This is a genomic window from Streptomyces sp. NPDC001914 (assembly GCF_042891215.1).
Taxonomy (GTDB): domain Bacteria; phylum Actinomycetota; class Actinomycetes; order Streptomycetales; family Streptomycetaceae; genus Streptomyces.
In genome coordinates this window covers 13,379-29,710 of the sequence record NZ_JBIASW010000031.1, presented here as the reverse complement: position 1 = coordinate 29,710, position 16,332 = coordinate 13,379, and the positions used below count along the sequence as shown (strand labels likewise).

Annotated in this window: 16 protein-coding genes; 8 read left to right on the top strand and 8 right to left on the bottom strand. The window is 69.4% G+C overall.

The genetic code is table 11. The annotated features are described in order from the left end of the window. Window positions 1-178: 178 nt before the first annotated feature. Both ACFYYF_RS40755 and ACFYYF_RS40750 read right to left on the bottom strand, forming a co-directional pair. Window positions 179-994, bottom strand: a complete 816-nt coding sequence (locus ACFYYF_RS40755; protein ID WP_361687594.1) for a polysaccharide lyase family 7 protein — start codon at window positions 992-994, stop codon at window positions 179-181. 135 nt (window positions 995-1,129) lie between these two features. Next, on the bottom strand, window positions 1,130-2,719 hold the full coding sequence (locus ACFYYF_RS40750) for a cation acetate symporter (RefSeq protein WP_388784396.1): 1,590 nt from the start codon (window positions 2,717-2,719) through the stop codon (window positions 1,130-1,132). A 374-nt stretch (window positions 2,720-3,093) separates the two neighbouring features. Here ACFYYF_RS40750 and ACFYYF_RS40745 point away from each other — a divergent pair, with 374 nt between their 5' ends. Further along, a complete protein-coding gene (locus ACFYYF_RS40745) occupies window positions 3,094-3,723 on the top strand; it encodes an AAA family ATPase (RefSeq protein WP_388784393.1) in 630 nt (209 codons plus the stop codon). A gap of 12 nt (window positions 3,724-3,735) precedes the next feature. Here the strand turns inward: ACFYYF_RS40745 and ACFYYF_RS40740 are convergent, their stop codons facing one another. Beyond that, window positions 3,736-4,962: an RNA-guided endonuclease InsQ/TnpB family protein gene (locus tag ACFYYF_RS40740; RefSeq protein ID WP_388784457.1), complete on the bottom strand. Its 1,227-nt coding sequence runs from the start codon at window positions 4,960-4,962 to the stop codon at window positions 3,736-3,738. 269 nt (window positions 4,963-5,231) lie between these two features. Between ACFYYF_RS40740 and ACFYYF_RS40735 the strand changes: the two genes are divergently transcribed. Continuing rightward, window positions 5,232-5,462: a hypothetical protein gene (locus tag ACFYYF_RS40735; RefSeq protein ID WP_388784390.1), complete on the top strand. Its 231-nt coding sequence runs from the start codon at window positions 5,232-5,234 to the stop codon at window positions 5,460-5,462. 32 nt (window positions 5,463-5,494) lie between these two features. On the opposite strand, the gene ACFYYF_RS40730 is transcribed toward ACFYYF_RS40735, so the two are convergent. Beyond that, entirely contained in the window at window positions 5,495-5,755 is a 261-nt protein-coding gene (locus ACFYYF_RS40730) for a hypothetical protein (protein WP_388784387.1), read from the bottom strand. 91 nt (window positions 5,756-5,846) lie between these two features. On the opposite strand from ACFYYF_RS40730, the gene ACFYYF_RS40725 reads away from it, so the two are divergent. Next, a complete protein-coding gene (locus tag ACFYYF_RS40725; protein WP_388784384.1) occupies window positions 5,847-6,380 on the top strand; it encodes a GNAT family N-acetyltransferase in 534 nt (177 codons plus the stop codon). Window positions 6,381-6,417: 37 nt separating this feature from the next. Here the strand turns inward: ACFYYF_RS40725 and ACFYYF_RS40720 are convergent, their stop codons facing one another. Further along, a complete protein-coding gene (locus tag ACFYYF_RS40720; protein WP_388784381.1) occupies window positions 6,418-6,852 on the bottom strand; it encodes a YrdB family protein in 435 nt (144 codons plus the stop codon). Between the two features lie 174 nt (window positions 6,853-7,026). Between ACFYYF_RS40720 and ACFYYF_RS40715 the strand changes: the two genes are divergently transcribed. Next, window positions 7,027-7,944, top strand: a complete 918-nt coding sequence (locus tag ACFYYF_RS40715; RefSeq protein WP_388784378.1) for an NADP-dependent oxidoreductase — start codon at window positions 7,027-7,029, stop codon at window positions 7,942-7,944. Between the two features lie 69 nt (window positions 7,945-8,013). On the opposite strand, the gene ACFYYF_RS40710 is transcribed toward ACFYYF_RS40715, so the two are convergent. Further along, entirely contained in the window at window positions 8,014-8,754 is a 741-nt protein-coding gene (locus ACFYYF_RS40710; RefSeq protein WP_388784375.1) for a class I SAM-dependent DNA methyltransferase, read from the bottom strand. A gap of 280 nt (window positions 8,755-9,034) precedes the next feature. Here ACFYYF_RS40710 and ACFYYF_RS40705 point away from each other — a divergent pair, with 280 nt between their 5' ends. After that, a complete protein-coding gene (locus ACFYYF_RS40705; RefSeq protein WP_388784373.1) occupies window positions 9,035-10,588 on the top strand; it encodes an alpha/beta hydrolase in 1,554 nt (517 codons plus the stop codon). Between the two features lie 81 nt (window positions 10,589-10,669). On the opposite strand, the gene ACFYYF_RS40700 is transcribed toward ACFYYF_RS40705, so the two are convergent. Next, on the bottom strand, window positions 10,670-11,236 hold the full coding sequence (locus tag ACFYYF_RS40700) for a TetR family transcriptional regulator (RefSeq protein WP_388784370.1): 567 nt from the start codon (window positions 11,234-11,236) through the stop codon (window positions 10,670-10,672). A 233-nt stretch (window positions 11,237-11,469) separates the two neighbouring features. On the opposite strand from ACFYYF_RS40700, the gene ACFYYF_RS40695 reads away from it, so the two are divergent. Beyond that, window positions 11,470-12,402, top strand: a complete 933-nt coding sequence (locus tag ACFYYF_RS40695) for an SDR family oxidoreductase (RefSeq protein ID WP_388784368.1) — start codon at window positions 11,470-11,472, stop codon at window positions 12,400-12,402. Window positions 12,403-12,500: 98 nt separating this feature from the next. Next, complete coding sequence (locus ACFYYF_RS40690) at window positions 12,501-12,872, top strand: VOC family protein (RefSeq protein WP_388784365.1); 372 nt, start codon at window positions 12,501-12,503, stop codon at window positions 12,870-12,872. Between the two features lie 215 nt (window positions 12,873-13,087). Here ACFYYF_RS40690 and ACFYYF_RS40685 read toward each other — a convergent pair whose 3' ends face one another. Then, window positions 13,088-14,485 (bottom strand): UvrD-helicase domain-containing protein, encoded by a 1,398-nt coding sequence (locus ACFYYF_RS40685; protein ID WP_388784454.1) that lies wholly within the window; start codon window positions 14,483-14,485, stop codon window positions 13,088-13,090. 509 nt (window positions 14,486-14,994) lie between these two features. On the opposite strand from ACFYYF_RS40685, the gene ACFYYF_RS40680 reads away from it, so the two are divergent. Then, the gene (locus ACFYYF_RS40680; protein ID WP_388784362.1) at window positions 14,995-16,188 is read left to right on the top strand and encodes an IS110 family transposase; all 1,194 of its coding nucleotides are present in this window, start codon (window positions 14,995-14,997) and stop codon (window positions 16,186-16,188) included. The last annotated feature ends 144 nt before the right edge of the window (window positions 16,189-16,332 follow it).

Sequence of the window (16,332 nt, the reverse complement as noted above, 5' to 3'; positions counted from 1 at the left end):
TCCCGGACGCGCCCCGCCCGGGCCGGCGCCGGGTGTGGCCACCCAACCCCCACACGGGCTGTTCGCGCGGGCGCGTGCCCCGGGTGCCCCGCCGGGGGGGGGGGGCCCCGGGCCGGGGCCCCCCCCCCACCCCTCCTTCGTGTCCGGCCTTGTCCGATCCCTCGTGTCGGACGGCCGGTCAGCCGTGGGAGACGTTCAGGCCGTAGAAGGCGACCCTCGCCCCCTTCGTGGTGCTCTGCGAGGACGACTGGTTGTACGAGCCCGCCTTGAAGTACTGCTTGTACGGGAAGAACGACGACGGGATCGCGTAGTGCGTGGTGCTGCCGTTGACGGTCAGGTCGATGGTGTTCCCGCCGGAGACGGCGATCGTGTAGGTCCACGTCTTGCCGACCGCCACATGCCCCACCGTGTGGGTCGTCTGCCCGCCGGACGGCGAGTTCTCGGTGCCGACGACGATGTCACCGCTCGCTCGGTAGTACAGCTCCACGAGCGGTTTGGTGGACGATCCGCCGGAGCCGAGGTGGATCTGGCCGACGCACACGTTGGAGGTGACCGACACCACCCGCAGCGTCGCGCTCAGCCGGTGGCTGCCGCCCAGTGACCAGTCCGCCGCGCCGCCGCCGCGGTTCATCTCGCGCAGTTCGGAGCGGGCGTAGTTGGAATTGGGCGTCGTGACGCCCTTCTCGGGCGCCCAGAACGTCATCGCGCCGTCACGGGTGTCGGTGTAGAAGTACGCGTCCTGGTAGCCGTTCGCCCCCTGCAACCGGGCGGAGGAGATGGTGGTGGGCGAGCCCGGCGAGCCCACGGGCTCCTGGAGTTGCCACACCGACAGGTCGAAGTTGCCGCCGGGCGCGACCCTGGGGTCGGCGGCACCGGCACTGGACGTTCCCAGAACGGTGACCGCGACGACGAGTCCCGCGACGGCGGCCGTCGTCAGCAGCCGGGGAGCGGCACGTCCGTTGGAGAGGACTGGAGTTCGCTTACGTGGTCGCATGTTCATCATGACGGTCACGGCCTTTCGTCTGGTCGGGTGGAGCAGACGGTGGGGGAAGGCAGGTTCACATGGATGAACTTTGAGTTCACCTGTGAACCTCGTGTGCCGTGACGCTAAAGGTCTGCACCAGCTCAGTCAAGAGGTCGCGCGCCCACGGCAGTTGAGGACCGGGGGCCAAGAGGTCCGGGGAGCGCCGCTCCGCGCGTGCGTGCGGCCCACGAGCCCGAACAGGAAACCGGCCGGAATGGTGATCAGCCCCGGCGTCTGCAACGGGAACCAGCGGACGTCGTGGCCGGGGAAGACCGCGAACGGGGTGCCCGACACCGCAGGTGATCCCGCGAGCAGCAGCACCACAAGCGGAAGGGTCCCGTAGACGGTCCAGCGCACCCCGGTCGCGGAGTGGCCCGGCAGGAAGAGCGCGTACAGGAGGACCGGGGCGAGCACCGAGGCCGCGACGGTGAACGACAGGGCGATCAGCGTCATCCTGCCGTGGTCCCCGAGAGCCGCCGACACGACGACGGCGACCGCTCCGACCAGGACGATCCCCAGGCGCGCCCGGCGGATCTCCCCGGCGGCAGACCGGCCCCCGTGCGCCGGCCGCCCGCCGAAGTCACGGGCGAGACTCGAGGCGGCCGCCAGCGTGATGCCCGCGACGGCCGCGAGAGTGGTGGCGAAGACGGCACACGCGACGATCGCGAACAGCATGCTGTGCCGGGTGCCCCCGGCGACCGGGTCGAGTGCGCCGGTCACCATCAGCAGAGCGGTCGCACCCCCGGGGTCGGCCGCCCGGACCGGGCCCCGGCCCAGCAGGGCGCAGGCGCCCAGGCCCGCCACCACGACTCCGGCGCACACCAGGGCGACCGGGCCGACCGCCCAGCCGACGGCACGCCTCGCCGTGCGGGCGTCCCCGACCGGGTGCAGTCTCATCGTGATGTGCGGCAGGCAGGCGGCGCCGATCAGGAGGGTGGCCTCGAATCCGATCAGGTCCAGGCGCCCGGCGACGGAGTGTCCGAAGTGGAGTCCGGGCCACGCGTAGTCCGCGCCCGCTCCGGAGTGCTCCCGGGCCGCATCGAAGAGGGCCGGCGGTGACCATCCGTACCGGGCGAGGACGACCCCGGCCAGGAGCAGCAGGGCGGTGAGCACGACACCGACCTTCAGGATCTGTACGTACCCGACACCGCGCATCCCGCCGAACGCGGCGTAGCAGACCATCAGGGCTCCCGCGGCGACGGTGCACCCGGTGAGCGCGCCGTCCGGGAGCCCGAACATGGCCGCCATGATGCGTCCGGCGGTGGAGAGCTGCACCAGGAGCAGCGGCGTGAGGACCACGAGGGACGCGACGCCGAGGGCACGGCGTACGGAGGGGTCGCCGAGGCGATCGGCCAGGAAGTCCCCGAGAGTGAACACCCCTTTCCTGCGCAGGGGTTCGCCCAGGAACCGCATCATCAGAAAGAGCGAGAAGACGGTGGCGCAGGCGAACAGGATGCCGTCCGCCCCGTCGAGGGCGACCGCCCCGGTGGTGCTGAGCAGGGTGGCCGCGGAGATGTAGTCACCGGCGATGGCCAGCCCGCCCCCGACCGGCCCGAAGGCCGCGCCGCCACCCGCGTAGAAGTGCTCGGGGTCGTCCAGATCGGCCGCCGCCAGGCCGCACAGCAACAGGGACAGGGCGACGAAGGCGAGGAACACCATGACGGCGAGCGACTCTCCGTCACCCACGGCGCTCACCGGCGCCCCTTAGACGGCGCCGGCGCGCACGGGCCCGTGCGTGTGCCCAGCACCGGAGTCGACAGCGAGTCGGGAGATGCGGGAGAGATGTGAGGTGCGGAAAGGATGGGAGGGGCGAGAGGGACGAGTGGGGCGGGATGCGGGCAAGGTGCGGGAGACATGCCCGGCATGGCATCAGCCGCACCGGAGTCCGTACAGCAGGCCGCGCGTACCGGCGGCGGGTGCACAACGCTCGCGGAGCGGGTCTGTGCGGAGACACACCGCGTTGATCCATCGGAGTGATTCTCGGGCGCGGCGGGGTGAACGACGGTACGGGACGGGCCGCTTGGCGGACCTCCGGTCCCCCGCGGTCACTAGCGTGGCTCCCTGTGTCGATGAGCTATGCCTTTGTGAACCTGAAACCCGGAGTGGGCAAGACGACGAGCGCGGTGTGGCTGGCCCACGCGCTGCACGAGTCGGGCTGCTCACCCCTGCTGGTGGACAGCGACCCCGCATCCTCGGCGCTGCGGTGGAGCGAACTGGCGGGCGGATTCCCCTTCCCCGTGGTCTCGCTCCCGGTGGGCGATGTGCACCGGCGCGTGAACGACTTCCTCGGCGACCGGGATGCCGTGGTCTTCGACGCCCCGCAACTGGAGGATCACGCCCACATCGCCCGCAGCGTCATGCGGTACGCGACGGAGTGGATCGTGCCGGTGACCCCGTCCCCCATCGAGCTGGACCGCATGGCCCCGATCGGCCGTGAGATGGGCGACGTCCAGTCCCTGCGGCCCAAACCGGCCCGTTCCGCAGTCCTGTTGAACCGTACGAACCGGCCCGACGCCACACGGACGGGACCCGACGCCGACGCCCGCGAGGCGCTCACGGAACGCGGCTTCGACGTGCTGTCCACCCACATTCCCCGACTCGACCTGTACTCCCAGTCGTTCGGCGGCCCCGTCACGGTCAAGGGATCGGCGTACATGGACCTCGCGGAAGAGCTGATCAAGCGTCAGGACACGATTTGAATCCTCCCCCTCCTATCGAGAAGGGATTCCTGGCTCACGTCGGCTGCGGACCAGCGGCCCGACAGCTCTTACACGATCGGCACCAGCCGGGTTGAGACCAGCCCGGACAAGCATCACGCGGGCGGAGTTCTTGTCCCTGGGGGACGCGTCTCCGCACGTGGTGCAGACGTAGGTTCGTTCCGAGAGAGGTAGCGCGTGCTTGGTTCTCGCTCCGCACTGCGCGCAGTCCATGGTGGTGTGCGCGGGATTGACGAGGTACAACTCACGACCGTGTTTTCGGGCCATGTGGATCAGCGCCTGCTTGGTCGCGCCGATCGCAGCATCGGCTGCCTTGCGGGCCATCGTGGACTTGGCGAGGAACTTCGGCCGAAAGTCCTCGACAGCGAGACGGTCGTGGTCACGGACAACCTTCTTCGCCCATTTACGGGCAGCATCCTCGCGCTGCCGGGCAACCCTTTTGTGGAGCTTCGCCGTTTGCCGCTTCGCCTGACTGTGGCCCTTCGACCCGGGCTGGCCGCGTGTGGGTTTCCGGCGGGCCATCTGACGCTGGTAGCGCGCCAGGCGCTGCGCGGCGTTCCTGCCGTGCCGGGCGTGAGGCAAGTCATGGTCGTCCGAGGTGGTGGTCGCAGTCTCGGTCACGCCCCAGTCAATGCCGATGTCCAGTCCGGTAGACGGCAACATCTCAATGCCGACTGTCACGACGAACGTGGCGTACCAATGTCCGAGGCTGTCGCGATGGACGCGCACGGAGGACGGGGTACTCGGCAGAGCGCGCGACCAGACCAGAACCAGGACGATCCCGCCCGCAAGGTGCAACCGTCCGTCTTTCAGACGGAAGCCGCGCTGTGTGTAGTTCAGCGACGGGTTGGCGGCGTGCTTCTTCTTGTACCTCGGCAGCCCGGCACGCCTGTGCCGCGGGAGCCCGCCCTTGATGTCCCTCAAAGCCTTGGCACGGGACTTGCCGTAGTCACGTATCGCCTGCTGCTGAGGCACCGAACTGCCTTCGCGCAGCCACGCGTTCGCCGAGCGGGCCTCGGTCTGCATCTTGTCCAGACGCGCCGGGCCACATTTCTCGTTTTCGAAGTAAGCCTTCTTGGATCGGGCGCAGCACTCGTTCCAAACCCACCGGCACCTCGCCCACTCCGCATCCAGTGCGCCGCGGGCGGTCGACGACACACGCAGACGGTAGGTGTACCGGGCGCACCCGACGTCCTTGGCCTGTCGCTCCGTCGCCGCCATGACCTCGAATCTAGGATAACGCTGCGTCATCCGGCAAGCACAGAAACCGCATAGGTTACGCGACTCATCACCAACCAGCCAACAGAGGACCCGTCGTTCTGCCGGCACTCCCGCGCCCTGCTCTGCTCTGCTCTGCTCTGCTCTGCTCTGCTCTGCTCTGCTCTGCTCTGCTCTGCTCTGCTCTGCTCCACAAGGATCAAATCACTCTCCCGCAGGCGGGGTAAATACCCCACCCGGGCCTGATGGCCGGGCATTCTCCAAGGAATCAGATGAACCAGCGCAAGGACACTTACCGGGCCGCTCTGCTACGGGAGCCGGACGGCGCCGCGCCGCGGCACGTCAAGGTCGCACGGCTGGACACGCGATTCGTCCGAGTGACGATCGAGCTGGACCCGGCACTGCCGGACGAGCTGGCGCGGTGGGTGAGGCCGCCGGTGTCCGCACTCCTGCGTGTCGGTGCCGCCGCCCTGCGTCCGCTGACGGGCACGGGCACGCCGTAAGCCCGGCGGCCGGATCCCGATTTGCCGAGCCATCAGCGCTCCATTGGGTGGCCGCCGTCGCCCTCGACCACGACCCGGTCCACGCCCGGCTCGTCGCCCCGTTCGACCATCGTCAGGTCGATCTGTCCGTCACCCGTGGTGTCGAACTGGTAGAGATCGGCCTTGCCGTCCCCTGTGGTGTCGGTCATCCAGACGTCGGTCTTCCCGTCGCCGTTGGTGTCGGCGCTGAGGACGACGTGGTGCTCGTCGCCCTGGGTCTCGATCACTTCGTCCGTGCCGTGGTTCGTCTCCATGACGGCCGGTTGCCCCGGTCGACCCGTGCGAAACAAGGACCCGCTCGGCCTGCGGCGGGTGTGGGCCGACCCTTAGGGCAGGATGGGTGCCATGACCGAGATCCGCACCCCCCGCCTCCTGCTCCGCCGCTGGTACGACGACGACCTCGCCCCCATGGCGGACATCAACGCGGACCCCGACGTCATGCGCTGGATCGACGACGGCTCGGTCCGCGACCTGGAGGCCACCGCCGAGGAGATGGAGTGGTGGGAGGACGAGTGGGACGAGGAGGGCTTCGGCATCTTCGCCGTCGAACTGCTGGCCTCGGGCGAACTGGCTGGCTTCGCGGGGCTGTCGGTGCCCGAGTTCCTGCCGGAGGTGCTGCCCGCCGTGGCGATCAGCTGGCGGTTCGGGGCACAGTTCTGGGGCCAGGGCTACGCGTCCGAAGCCGCCCACGCCACACTGGAGTTCGCCCTCCAGGACCGTGGCCTCGACCGGGTGATCAGCATCGACCGGGTCGGCAACCAGGCCTCGTTGAACGTCGTCCGCAAGCTCGGCATGGAGCCGGAGAGGGAGACGACCCACCCGGAGTACGGATTCCCGCTGACCGTTCACGCGATCGATCTCACCGAATTCCAGGCGTGATTGTGCCTGTAGACGGGTGAGCCTGCTGCGGCGGGTCTCAGCCGGACTGCGTTGAGTCGGTCGTGCTGTCGGTGTCAGGACCCACGGGCCGACCGGGCGCGGTACGGCGGAGGGTTTCGGCGACCGCCGTGTTGGCGACCACGACGACCGCCATGACGAGGGCTCCGAGGGGATGCCCGACTCCGTACAACGCTGCTGCGCCACCGCCCAGTACTACCGCCTTGACGAGGAGCACGCCGGGCAGGCCGGGCCTCAGTCGTGCCTTCGGCGCCGCGAACAGCGCCCAGAGCACGATGGCCGCCAGGGGCACGCCCAGGCCGAGCAGGATGTGGAGGACCGCGCTGTCACCGACGGTGAATCCCCACCAGCTCAGACAGGCGAGCGCGGCGAGCTCCACCACGAACGCCAGGATCTCGTTGGCCGCGAACCACGGCCGACCGGCGAACGGGGCCGTGCGGGGGTCGGTGGACATGGGGTCCTCTCCGTGTGCGTGTGCGTGTGCGTGTGCGTGTGGCGGACGGTGTGGGTTCGTGGGAACACTACTGCCCTGCCGCGCAGTTGAGTCCGAAGTCATGGTCGCCGTGCTGCCCTTCCGGAGCTTCGGCGCCCCCGTTTCGACCGAACGAGGAAGAGCGGTGGTCCCAGGATGAAGGCGGTCCGGTTCCATGAGTACGGCGGGATCGATGTGCTCCGGGTCGAGGAGGTGGAGCGTCCGGCTCCCGGCCCCGGGGAGGTGCTCGTCGAGGTCCGCGCGGCCGGGATCCAGCCCGGCGAGGTGATGATCCGCGAGGGGGCGCGGCACGGACGCTGGCCGGCGGTGTTTCCCTCCGGGCAGGGCAGCGATCTGGCCGGTGTCGTGGTGGAGACCGGGCCGCAGGTGCGCGGCTTCGCGGTGGGCGACGAGGTCCTGGGCTTCACGCACGGCAGGGCGAGCCACGCCGAGTTCGTCGTGGTGGAGGACGTGAAGCTGGTCTCGCGTCCGAAGGGGCTCTCCTGGGACGTGGCCGGTTCGTTGTACGTGGCTGGCACGACCGCGTACGCCACCGTGTTCGCGGTGGACCCCGGACCGGGCGACACGGTCGTGGTGTCGGGCGCGGCGGGCGGCGTCGGTTCTCTCGCCGTGCAGTTGGCGCGGAGGCGGGGTGCCAGGGTGATCGGGCTGGCGAGCGAGCGGAACCACGCCTGGCTGAAGGAACAAGGGGTCGTCCCCGTCCTCTACGGCGAGGGCGTGGCCGAGCGGATCCGGCAGGCTTCGGGCGGGAAAGTCGACGCGTTCATCGACACGTTCGGCGAGGGCTACGTGGATCTGGCGGTGGAGTTGGGCGTGCGGCCCGAGCGGATCAACACGATCCGCGACTGGGAGGCGGCGGCGAGGGTCGGCGCCCACACGTACGGCGAAGGCGCGGCGGCGTCCGCGGTGGTGGTCGGGGAGCTGGCCCGGCTGGCGGCGCGCGGGGAGTTGGAGGTGCCGATCGCCGGCACGTACCCGCTGGAGCGGGTGCGGGACGCGTTCCGCGAGCTGGAACTGCGGCGGACCCACGGGAAGATCGTGCTCCGGCCCTGAGAACATCCGCCCTACGGACCCGCCCCGCCCGGACAAGCCCCCCGCGCACAGGCCTCAGTTCCTTCACCGTCAGTCGGCGGGCTTCTCCCAGACCGAGACATGCCGGCCGCTCTCGCTCGTGAAGGGTTCCCGTGTCCACCCTTCCCATCGCTCGCGCAGGCGCAGTCCGGCGAGCTGGGCCATCAGGTCGAGTTCCGACGGCCACACGTACCGGAAGGGGATGGATCGGTAGGAGCCGCGGCCGTCGACGACCTCGACGTAGTTGGAGCTCGTCGCCTGAGTGGCGACGTCGTAGATGTCGAACGCCCATTGCGTGGGGCTGACTTGGAAGGGCACGACGTTCTGGCCCGCCGGGAGTCGGCGCAGTTCGGGGACGATGACCTCGATGACGAAGCAGCCCCCGGGTTCCAGGTGGGCCGCCACGTTGCGGAAGCACTCCACCTGCTCCGTCTGCGTCGTGAGGTTCATGATCGTGTTGAAGACCAGGTAGGCGACGGAGAAGGTCCCGTCGACCTTGGTCGTCGCGAAATCTCCGATCGTGACGTCGATCGCGTCACCGTCCGGCTTGGCACGCAACTGGGCGACCATCGCTCGTGAGAGGTCGATGCCGTGGACCGGGACTCCGCGTCGCACCAGCGGCAGCGCCACGCGTCCCGTCCCGATGCCCAGTTCGAGCGCTCGGCCACCGGCGGCCAGGCCGGCCAGGAAGTCGGCTGTCGCCTCGATGACTGCGGGTTCGAACATGTCCCCTGACGACTCGTCATAGGTTGCCGCGACCCGCTCGCCGAAGTATCCGTCCGCTTCGTCCATCGTCAGACCGTACTGCGGGAGCCGTTCGCGGCGCGCGCCAATTCCGGGGCGTTCAAGATCGCGGGCTCGCGGTGTTCCGGGCACACGACCGGAGTTGGAGTGACGGTCCCAGTCGACCAGGTCCGAACTGCCGCTCAGCCCATCACCCCGGGCATCGCACGCCGGGAGTCCGGCCGTGCTGTCGGAGGCGGCTTGTATCCTGCACGCCTTCGACGAGCCGACGATCACGGGTAGGGGCATGCGGGCACGGGCGTCCAGCGGTGTGAGCGCGGGGATTTCGATGAGTGGCGCACATCCGACACGTAGCCGCGAACCGGGTCTCTCGGTCGGCGCGCGCATCGTCGCCTTGGTCGTCCTCGTCGCGTTCGGGGCAGTCAGCGCCTGGCTTCAGCACGACGATCCCGGCCGAAGTACGGAGCCGCGTACGGAGTTCACCGCGAGCAACCCGCCCGCCGGACTGCCCACCGCACTCACCACCGGCCAGCACCTCCACTGGTCAGGCTGCACCTCGCCGCGCACCGCGCGCACGGGCTACGACTGCGCCACCATGAAGGCCCCCCTCGACTACCGGAAACCGGTCGGCAGGACGATCGACGTCGCCCTGATCCGCCGCAAGGCCACCGGCCCGAACTCAAGGCGTATCGGCTCGCTCGTCCTCAACTTCGGCGGTCCAGGCGTGTCCGGCGTGAGCGAACTGCCCGAGTTCATGAACCAGTACGAGCCGCTCCTGGACCGCTACGACCTGGTCTCCTTCGACCCGCGCGGCGTCGGCGCGACCATTCCCGTGCGCTGTGGGAAGACCGCGGACGACACCGGGTTCGAGGGAGCCGACGCTTGTGCCAAGTACTCCGGAGCGCTCCTCCCGTACATCGGCACCTCGCACACCGCGCGTGACCTCGACCTGATGCGCTTCCTGCTCGGCGACGAGCGGCTGCACTACTTCGGTGTCTCGTACGGAACGGTGCTCGGCGCGGTCTACGCCCACCTGTACCCCTCGAACGTCGGACGGCTCGTCCTCGAAGCGTCCGTCGATCCGACCGAGGACTTCGACGAGAAGCAGGTGTCGCAGGTCAAGGCGGTCCAGGCGGCGTTCGACCGGTTCGCCGCACACTGCGCGTCCCATGTGCACCCCTGCCCGACTGGCGACGGGCCCGAGGAAGCCGCGCGGCGCATGGCCCGCCTGGCCGACCGGCTGGAGAAGAAGCCCGCCCCGGCCGGCTCCGGAGAGACCCTCGACGCCGTCGACCTCGCGTATGACGTCAGCGACTTCCTCGAACGCGGCACGGACGGCTGGGCGCCGCTCGCCAAGGCCCTCACGGCGGTGATCGACCACAACGACGGCCGTCCGCTGAACGAGGGCGCGGACGGCAGCGGTTCCGCCGAGCGCGCGGCACCCTCGCGCGACAACAGCCGCGCCGCCCTGAGCGCGATCACTTGCGCGGACTCCAGCCTGCGCCCGGGCTTCGACCGGCTCGACCGGGACGAGGCCCGAGTCAAAGCCGCCTCACCCGTCTTCGGCGCGGCCTGGTCCATCGGCGTCTACCGCTGCTACAACTGGCCGTTCGACGGCGAGCAGACCAAGCCCCAGGTGAACGCCGACGGTGCGGCCCCCGTCCTGGTGGTCGGCGGTACCGGCGACCCGACCACCCCCTACGCCGGCGCCCGCCACATGGCCCGCGCCCTGGGCGACGGCGTCGGCGTTCTCCTGACGGTCGAGGAAGAGGGCCACGGCACCTATCCGCAGAACCGCTGCGTCACGGACGCCGTCGACCGCTACCTCCGCACGGGCCGCACCCCGGCCCCGGGGAAGGTGTGCCGGGGCAGCATGTCCTGAGCTCGCAGTGATCCGCCGGGCGTCCGTCGGCACACGGGGCTGACTTGAGGCAGTCCAGCCACGCGTCCCGGGAGAGGGCCGTCACCTGTCCGCGGTCGCCGCTCTCAGGTCGGCCATTGACTCCCTTATGAACTGGGCCAGTTCCTTGTCCTCGGTGCGGTCGACCCAGCGCCGGAAGGCGAACTTGAAGACGGCGATCCCCACTTCCGCGGCGAGCCCGGCGGAGGCCTCGTCGACACCGCGCTGCCGCAACGCGTCCGAGAGCGTCGCGGACAAGGACGCGAGTTTGATCAGCTCGCGTTCCTGCAGCTCGGAGTTGGCGTCGATGACGGACTGCCGCTGCCGGGCGTGCTCCTGGCGCGCCTCCAGCACGGCCGCGGCCGCTTCGAGGGCCGCCGCCACGGCGTCCATCGGGGTGGCGGACGCGGGGGCCTGCTCGACGGCATTCGCGAGCACGTCCCGCAGCTCGCTCGAACCCGCGAACAGTACCTCGCGCTTGTCCGCGTAGTGCCGGAAGAACGTCCGCTCCGTCAGCCCCGCCCGCTCGGCGATCTCCGCCACCGAGGTGCGGTCGAAGCCGCGCTCGACGTAGAGCTCCAGTGCCGCCCGTGCGAGGCGGCCGCGCGCGTCCGGCTGCCATCGACCCATGCCCGGCATCGTACTCGATGACAGTGACTGACATCGAGCGGACGTTCTTCGACGTCAGCCCCCGACACGAAGGCGGCAGGCTTCGATAACAGTCACTGACATCACGGCGATGGGCTTCCGATGACAGTCACTGACATCGAGTGCTACGTTTAATGACAGTCACTGACATCGCTCGGTGGCCGCCATGTGCCCTCCCGGCGCACGGACGGTCACCGCAGGCTGGAGGCTTTCTCATGCGTGTTTTCGTCACCGGGGCATCCGGATGGATCGGCTCCGCACTTGTCCCCGAGCTCATCGACGCGGGGCACGAGGTGGTCGGGCTCGCCCGCTCGGACGCCTCGGCCGCGGCCCTCACGAGGGTCGGGGCGGACACGGTGTCCGGCACCCTCGACGACGTCGACGTCCTGCGCGCGGCGGCCGAGGCGTCGGACGGCGTGATCCACCTCGCGTTCAAGCACGACCTCGCGTTCTCCGGCGCCTTCCAGGACGCCGCCGACGCGGACCGCCGTACCGTCGAGCTGTTCGGCGAGGCGCTCGCGGGTTCCGGGCGACCGCTACTCATCGCGTCCGGCTTGATCGGGCTGGCCACGGGCCGCCCGAGCACGGAGGACGACGGAAGGACACCCGACGCACTGTCCGCACTGCCGGCCGGCCCGCGAACCCGGATGGGCACCGCCCAGGTGGTCCTCGCCCTCGCCGACCGGAACGTCCGCTCGTCCGTCGTGCGGCTCCCCCCGACCGTGCACGGCGACGGCGACAACGGCTTCATGGCCGCCCTGATCGGCATCGCCCGGGACAAGGGTGTCTCCGGATACATCGGCGACGGCACCCAGCGCTGGCCGGCCACACACCGCGACGACGCCGCGCGCCTGTTCCGTCTCGCCCTGGAGGGCGCACCGGCGGGATCGGTCCTCCACGCCAACGCCGAGGACGGCGTTCCGATCCACTCGGTCGCCGAGGTCATCGGCCGCCACCTCGACCTGCCCAACCGCTCGGTCCCGCCCGAGGAGGCGGCCGAGCACTTCACCTGGCTCGCGGGCTTCATCGGCCTCGACAGCCCGGCCTCCAGCGAGCGGACCCGCGCCCAGCTGGGCTGGAACCCGACGGGCCCGGGCCTGATCGAGGACCTGGAGAAGGGGCACTACTTCCGGAACGGCGGGCAATAGCCACCGCCCTCCAGGACGGCGACGACCTGTCCGCCAGATGCCACGCCGGCACTGTTCCGACGCTGCACCCCCGCCCAAACCAGGGCACATTGCCAGACATGCCCCTCTCGTTGCATCACATCGTCATCGACGCGCACGACCTCCCCTCACTGGCCCGGTTCTGGGCCGAGGTGCTGGGCTGGCGGATCCTCTCCGAGCGGGAGCGGGAGGTCGTGATCGGGCCGGACGAGACGGCGCCGGTGGGCATCTGCTTCATGCCGGTCACGGACCGGAAGGCCGTCAAGAACCGCGTGCACCTCGACCTGACCTCCGCGGCGGAGGACCGGGAGGCGGAGATCGCGCGGCTCCTCGCGCTCGGGGCCCGCAAGGCGGACGTAGGGCAGAGCGGCGAGGAGTCGTGGACCGTACTGACCGATCCCGAGGGGAACGAGTTCTGCGTCGTACGCCCGAAGGAGACGCTCGTCAGCTAGAGCTCGGACGCCGGACGGCTTCCGTTGGTGCGGTTGCGCCAGCAGGTGTTTGATTGACCATCAGCCAGCCTGTCCGGCGCACGAAGCTAGGGTATTGACCGGCTGTCACGGCCAGCCGAGAGTCGCATCTGTGCCGCCCGAGCCGACCATAGCCTGAGCATCATGGCCAGACTCCCATGTGAGAGGCACGCAACATGGCGCCACGCCTTGGGGCGTCAGGTGGCAAGCGCACCCTCCGGATGATCGTCGATCCAGCACAGACCACCCAGATCCAGGCGCTGACGGGTACGCGTGACCGCCACATAGGCGAGGCGGGCCTCACCGTTGTCGATCGGACCGGGAATGGGTCGCCCGTTGTCGTCCGTCTGGTCGCTGTCCTTCGGCGGGGTGAAGTCGTCCGCGATCCTCACACGGGCCCACTCGCGCCCTTTGGCCTTGTGGGCCGTCGAGACTGTGACGTCGGCCGACTCCTCAGATACAAACTGGGCAACTGCCGCAAGAATGGCCTCAGTGCCATGAGTGTCGACTAGGTCGACCAACGGTTGCAGGTCACGTCCCGCAGGGTCGTGAGAAGCGTAGTCCTGCAGTTCTCCCCAAGTGGCGAAGAGGACAAGTTCCGGGTGGATGGCACGGCGTCCGTCCTTGAGATCTTGGGCTGCAGTTGCCAGGGCGCGCAAATTGTCTCCTCCTCCCACCACGCCGACCCGTTGCCCTTCGGCGAGGAGGCGCATCGCCTGCGCCATGGCGCCGACGTTGGTCCGACACAGAACCGCATCAGGCCGAGTGACGGGGCCCAAGTCCGTGGGCACTGTGTCGGTCCCGGTGAGGCGGATCGGGGCGTCGGCGATGGCGAGCCATCGGTTGGCTTCCGCGGCAAGCTGGGGGCCGAAACGGAAGGACTGTGAGAGGGCGAGCTGGGTGCCGTCGAAGCCGGTCATGACGTCTTTGGCGCCGCGCCAGTCGTAAATCGCTTGGGCGGAGTCGCCGACCATCACGAGCTGGGCATGGTCGCGCTGGGCAAGGAAGATCTGTTCGACGACTGGATTGGTGTCCTGGGCTTCGTCAAGCAGGAGGAAGTCGGCGTCAATCCTGGGCTGGGTGAGGGCCCAGATCTTCAAATAGTGGTCGTGTTCGAAGCGGACTGTGCCGCCGTCGGGGTTTTGTAGGTCGATCCAGGCTTTGCGGGCGAACGGGAGAACATGGTGGGCAAGTTCGGCGTGGAGTTTCGCATCTTCGAGGCCGCGCAGGCGCGGGACATGATGGCGGGTGACCTCTCTCTCGGCAGTGTGGCAGAAGTACGCCACAGTACGCACGACGGCATTGGAGAGGGCCTTCTGTGACAGGTCGCGTTCGCCGATGCGGATGGCTTTGGTGATGCCGAGGGCGTGGCCGGTCTGCCAGGCGGGGCGGCGCGGAGAGTTGAGGCGCGCGGTGTAGCGGTGGCCAACGGCAGCGTAGGCAAGAGCGTGGGCGGTCTTGCAGCTGACGGTGAGAGGGAAGCGGGCGCGGGCATCTTGGGCGATGGCTCGGTTGTAGGCGAGGTAGCGACCGCGACGCCGGGTGGCTCGGGCCAGTTCGGACGATGTGGCGATCGCGACCGACGTGGACTCCAGCGCCGTCGTGCCGGTGCTGGAGGACGGGGCGTTCACGGCGGCGCGTCTTTGACCACGGCCGGGGGCGTGGCGGCCGTTTACGCCGTCGGCGCACTCCCGCTCACGGGATGGTGCATCGGCCCGGAACTGATCCGGCGCGGCCACAGCGCTTGAGCGTTCCTGGTCCGTCGGCTCGCTCCGCATCCAGCGGATGCGGAGCGAGCCGGCTCATCCCGGACCGGCAGCGCCGCTCCCAAGGAAGTCAGGCCACCGAACCGAAGGCCGGCCAGGCCCCCCATTACCTTCTTGGTGGCCCCGCAACGGGGCGCCCGGCCTTCGGAGTTGGCATGACTGTCTCCCCCTGTCGAGTTGATGGCTTGGGGGGTGGTGTCACCGGCTCCGAAGGCATCGACGGACCGCTGATTAGGGGCATGACCACCGGCTTCTTCGCAGGTCGGGAGGCTCTTCGTAATGTGGATGTGGCGATCGGTGCCGTGGGACAGCCGGGCCAGGACGACCGAAGGACGCACGTGATCGACGTCAGTGACATCGGCGCTTTCCTCGGCCTGGACGTCGGCAAGGGCGAACACCACGCCACCGCCGTCACCCCGGCCGGGAAGAAGGCCTTCGACAAGCGGCTGCCCAACAGCGAGCCCAAGCTCCGCGAGGTCTTCGGCAAACTGCAGGCCAAGTACGGGACCGTGCTCGTGGTCGTCGACCAGCCGGCCTCGATCGGGGCTCTGCCGCTGGCGGTGGCCCGCGACATGGGCTGCCCGGTCGCCTATCTGCCCGGCCTGACGATGAGACGGATCGCCGACCTCTATCCCGGCGAGGCCAAAACAGATGCCCGGGACGCGTTCGTCATCGCCGACGCGGCCCGCGTCATGCCTCACACGCTCCGCTCGGTCGACCTCGAGGACGAGACCATCGCCGAGCTGGAGATGATCGTCGGCTTCGACGACGACCTGGCCGGCGAAGCAACCCGCACCAGCAACCGCCTGCGAGGCCTGCTGACCCAGATCCACCCGTCGCTGGAACGGGTCCTGGGCCCGCGCGTCCAACACCCGGCCGTGCTCACGCTCCTCGACCAGTTCGGCCCCCCCCCGGCCCAGATCCGCAAAGCCGGACGCCGGCGGCTCGCTGCGCTGATACGTCCGAAGGCGCCGCGGATGGCCGAACGACTCGTCGAGGACATCTTCACCGCACTGGACGAACAGACCGTCGTCGTCCCGGGCACCGACGCAGCCGCTCTGATCGTCCCCAGCCTCGCCAACTCGCTCCGAGGGGTTCTTGACCAGCGGAAACTCTTGGCCACCCGGATCGAGGAACTGCTGGAGAACCACCCTCTTTCCAAGGTCCTGACGTCCATGCCGGGGATCGGCGTCAGGACCCTCATCGACGTCGGCGACGGCAGTTCGTTCCCGACCGCCGCCCACCTCGCCGCCTACGCCGGCCTCGCCCCCGCAACCCGCAGTTCCGGCTCCTCGATCCGCGGCGAACAACCGTCCCGGCGCGGAAACAAGCAGCTCAAGCGGGCCTTCTTCCTGTCCGCGTTCGCGGCCCTGGCCGACCCGGCCTCCCGGACCTATTACGACAAGAAGATCAGCCAGGGAAAGCACCACACCCAAGCACTCCTCTGCCTCGCGAGACGACGAGCCGACGTCCTCTTCGCGATGCTCCGCGACGGCACCTTCTACGACCCACAGCCCGCCCCATCAGCTTGACCAAACCCATAGGGCACCCCCCTCGCAACCGGGCCGCCCTTCCAGATCAGCGTCCCCGGCTGGCTTGTACCGGCCCCCCAGGAGGAACAGAGCCGAGCCAAGGTGGGACAGCTCCTTCACCGGCTGCTCGCTGTGAACCGCGAC

Excerpts from the sequence above, each read along its gene's own strand:
- ACFYYF_RS40755 (WP_361687594.1), bottom strand. The coding sequence starts at position 994 with ATGCGACCACGTAAGCGAACTCCAGTCCTCTCCAACGGACGTGCCGCT.
- ACFYYF_RS40745 (WP_388784393.1), top strand. The coding sequence starts at position 3,094 with ATGAGCTATGCCTTTGTGAACCTGAAACCCGGAGTGGGCAAGACGACG.
- ACFYYF_RS40740 (WP_388784457.1), bottom strand. The coding sequence starts at position 4,962 with ATGGCGGCGACGGAGCGACAGGCCAAGGACGTCGGGTGCGCCCGGTAC.
- ACFYYF_RS40735 (WP_388784390.1), top strand. The coding sequence starts at position 5,232 with ATGAACCAGCGCAAGGACACTTACCGGGCCGCTCTGCTACGGGAGCCG.
- ACFYYF_RS40730 (WP_388784387.1), bottom strand. The coding sequence starts at position 5,755 with ATGGAGACGAACCACGGCACGGACGAAGTGATCGAGACCCAGGGCGAC.
- ACFYYF_RS40725 (WP_388784384.1), top strand. The coding sequence starts at position 5,847 with ATGACCGAGATCCGCACCCCCCGCCTCCTGCTCCGCCGCTGGTACGAC.
- ACFYYF_RS40720 (WP_388784381.1), bottom strand. The coding sequence starts at position 6,852 with ATGTCCACCGACCCCCGCACGGCCCCGTTCGCCGGTCGGCCGTGGTTC.
- ACFYYF_RS40715 (WP_388784378.1), top strand. The coding sequence starts at position 7,027 with ATGAAGGCGGTCCGGTTCCATGAGTACGGCGGGATCGATGTGCTCCGG.
- ACFYYF_RS40710 (WP_388784375.1), bottom strand. The coding sequence starts at position 8,754 with ATGGACGAAGCGGACGGATACTTCGGCGAGCGGGTCGCGGCAACCTAT.
- ACFYYF_RS40705 (WP_388784373.1), top strand. The coding sequence starts at position 9,035 with ATGAGTGGCGCACATCCGACACGTAGCCGCGAACCGGGTCTCTCGGTC.
- ACFYYF_RS40700 (WP_388784370.1), bottom strand. The coding sequence starts at position 11,236 with ATGGGTCGATGGCAGCCGGACGCGCGCGGCCGCCTCGCACGGGCGGCA.
- ACFYYF_RS40695 (WP_388784368.1), top strand. The coding sequence starts at position 11,470 with ATGCGTGTTTTCGTCACCGGGGCATCCGGATGGATCGGCTCCGCACTT.
- ACFYYF_RS40690 (WP_388784365.1), top strand. The coding sequence starts at position 12,501 with ATGCCCCTCTCGTTGCATCACATCGTCATCGACGCGCACGACCTCCCC.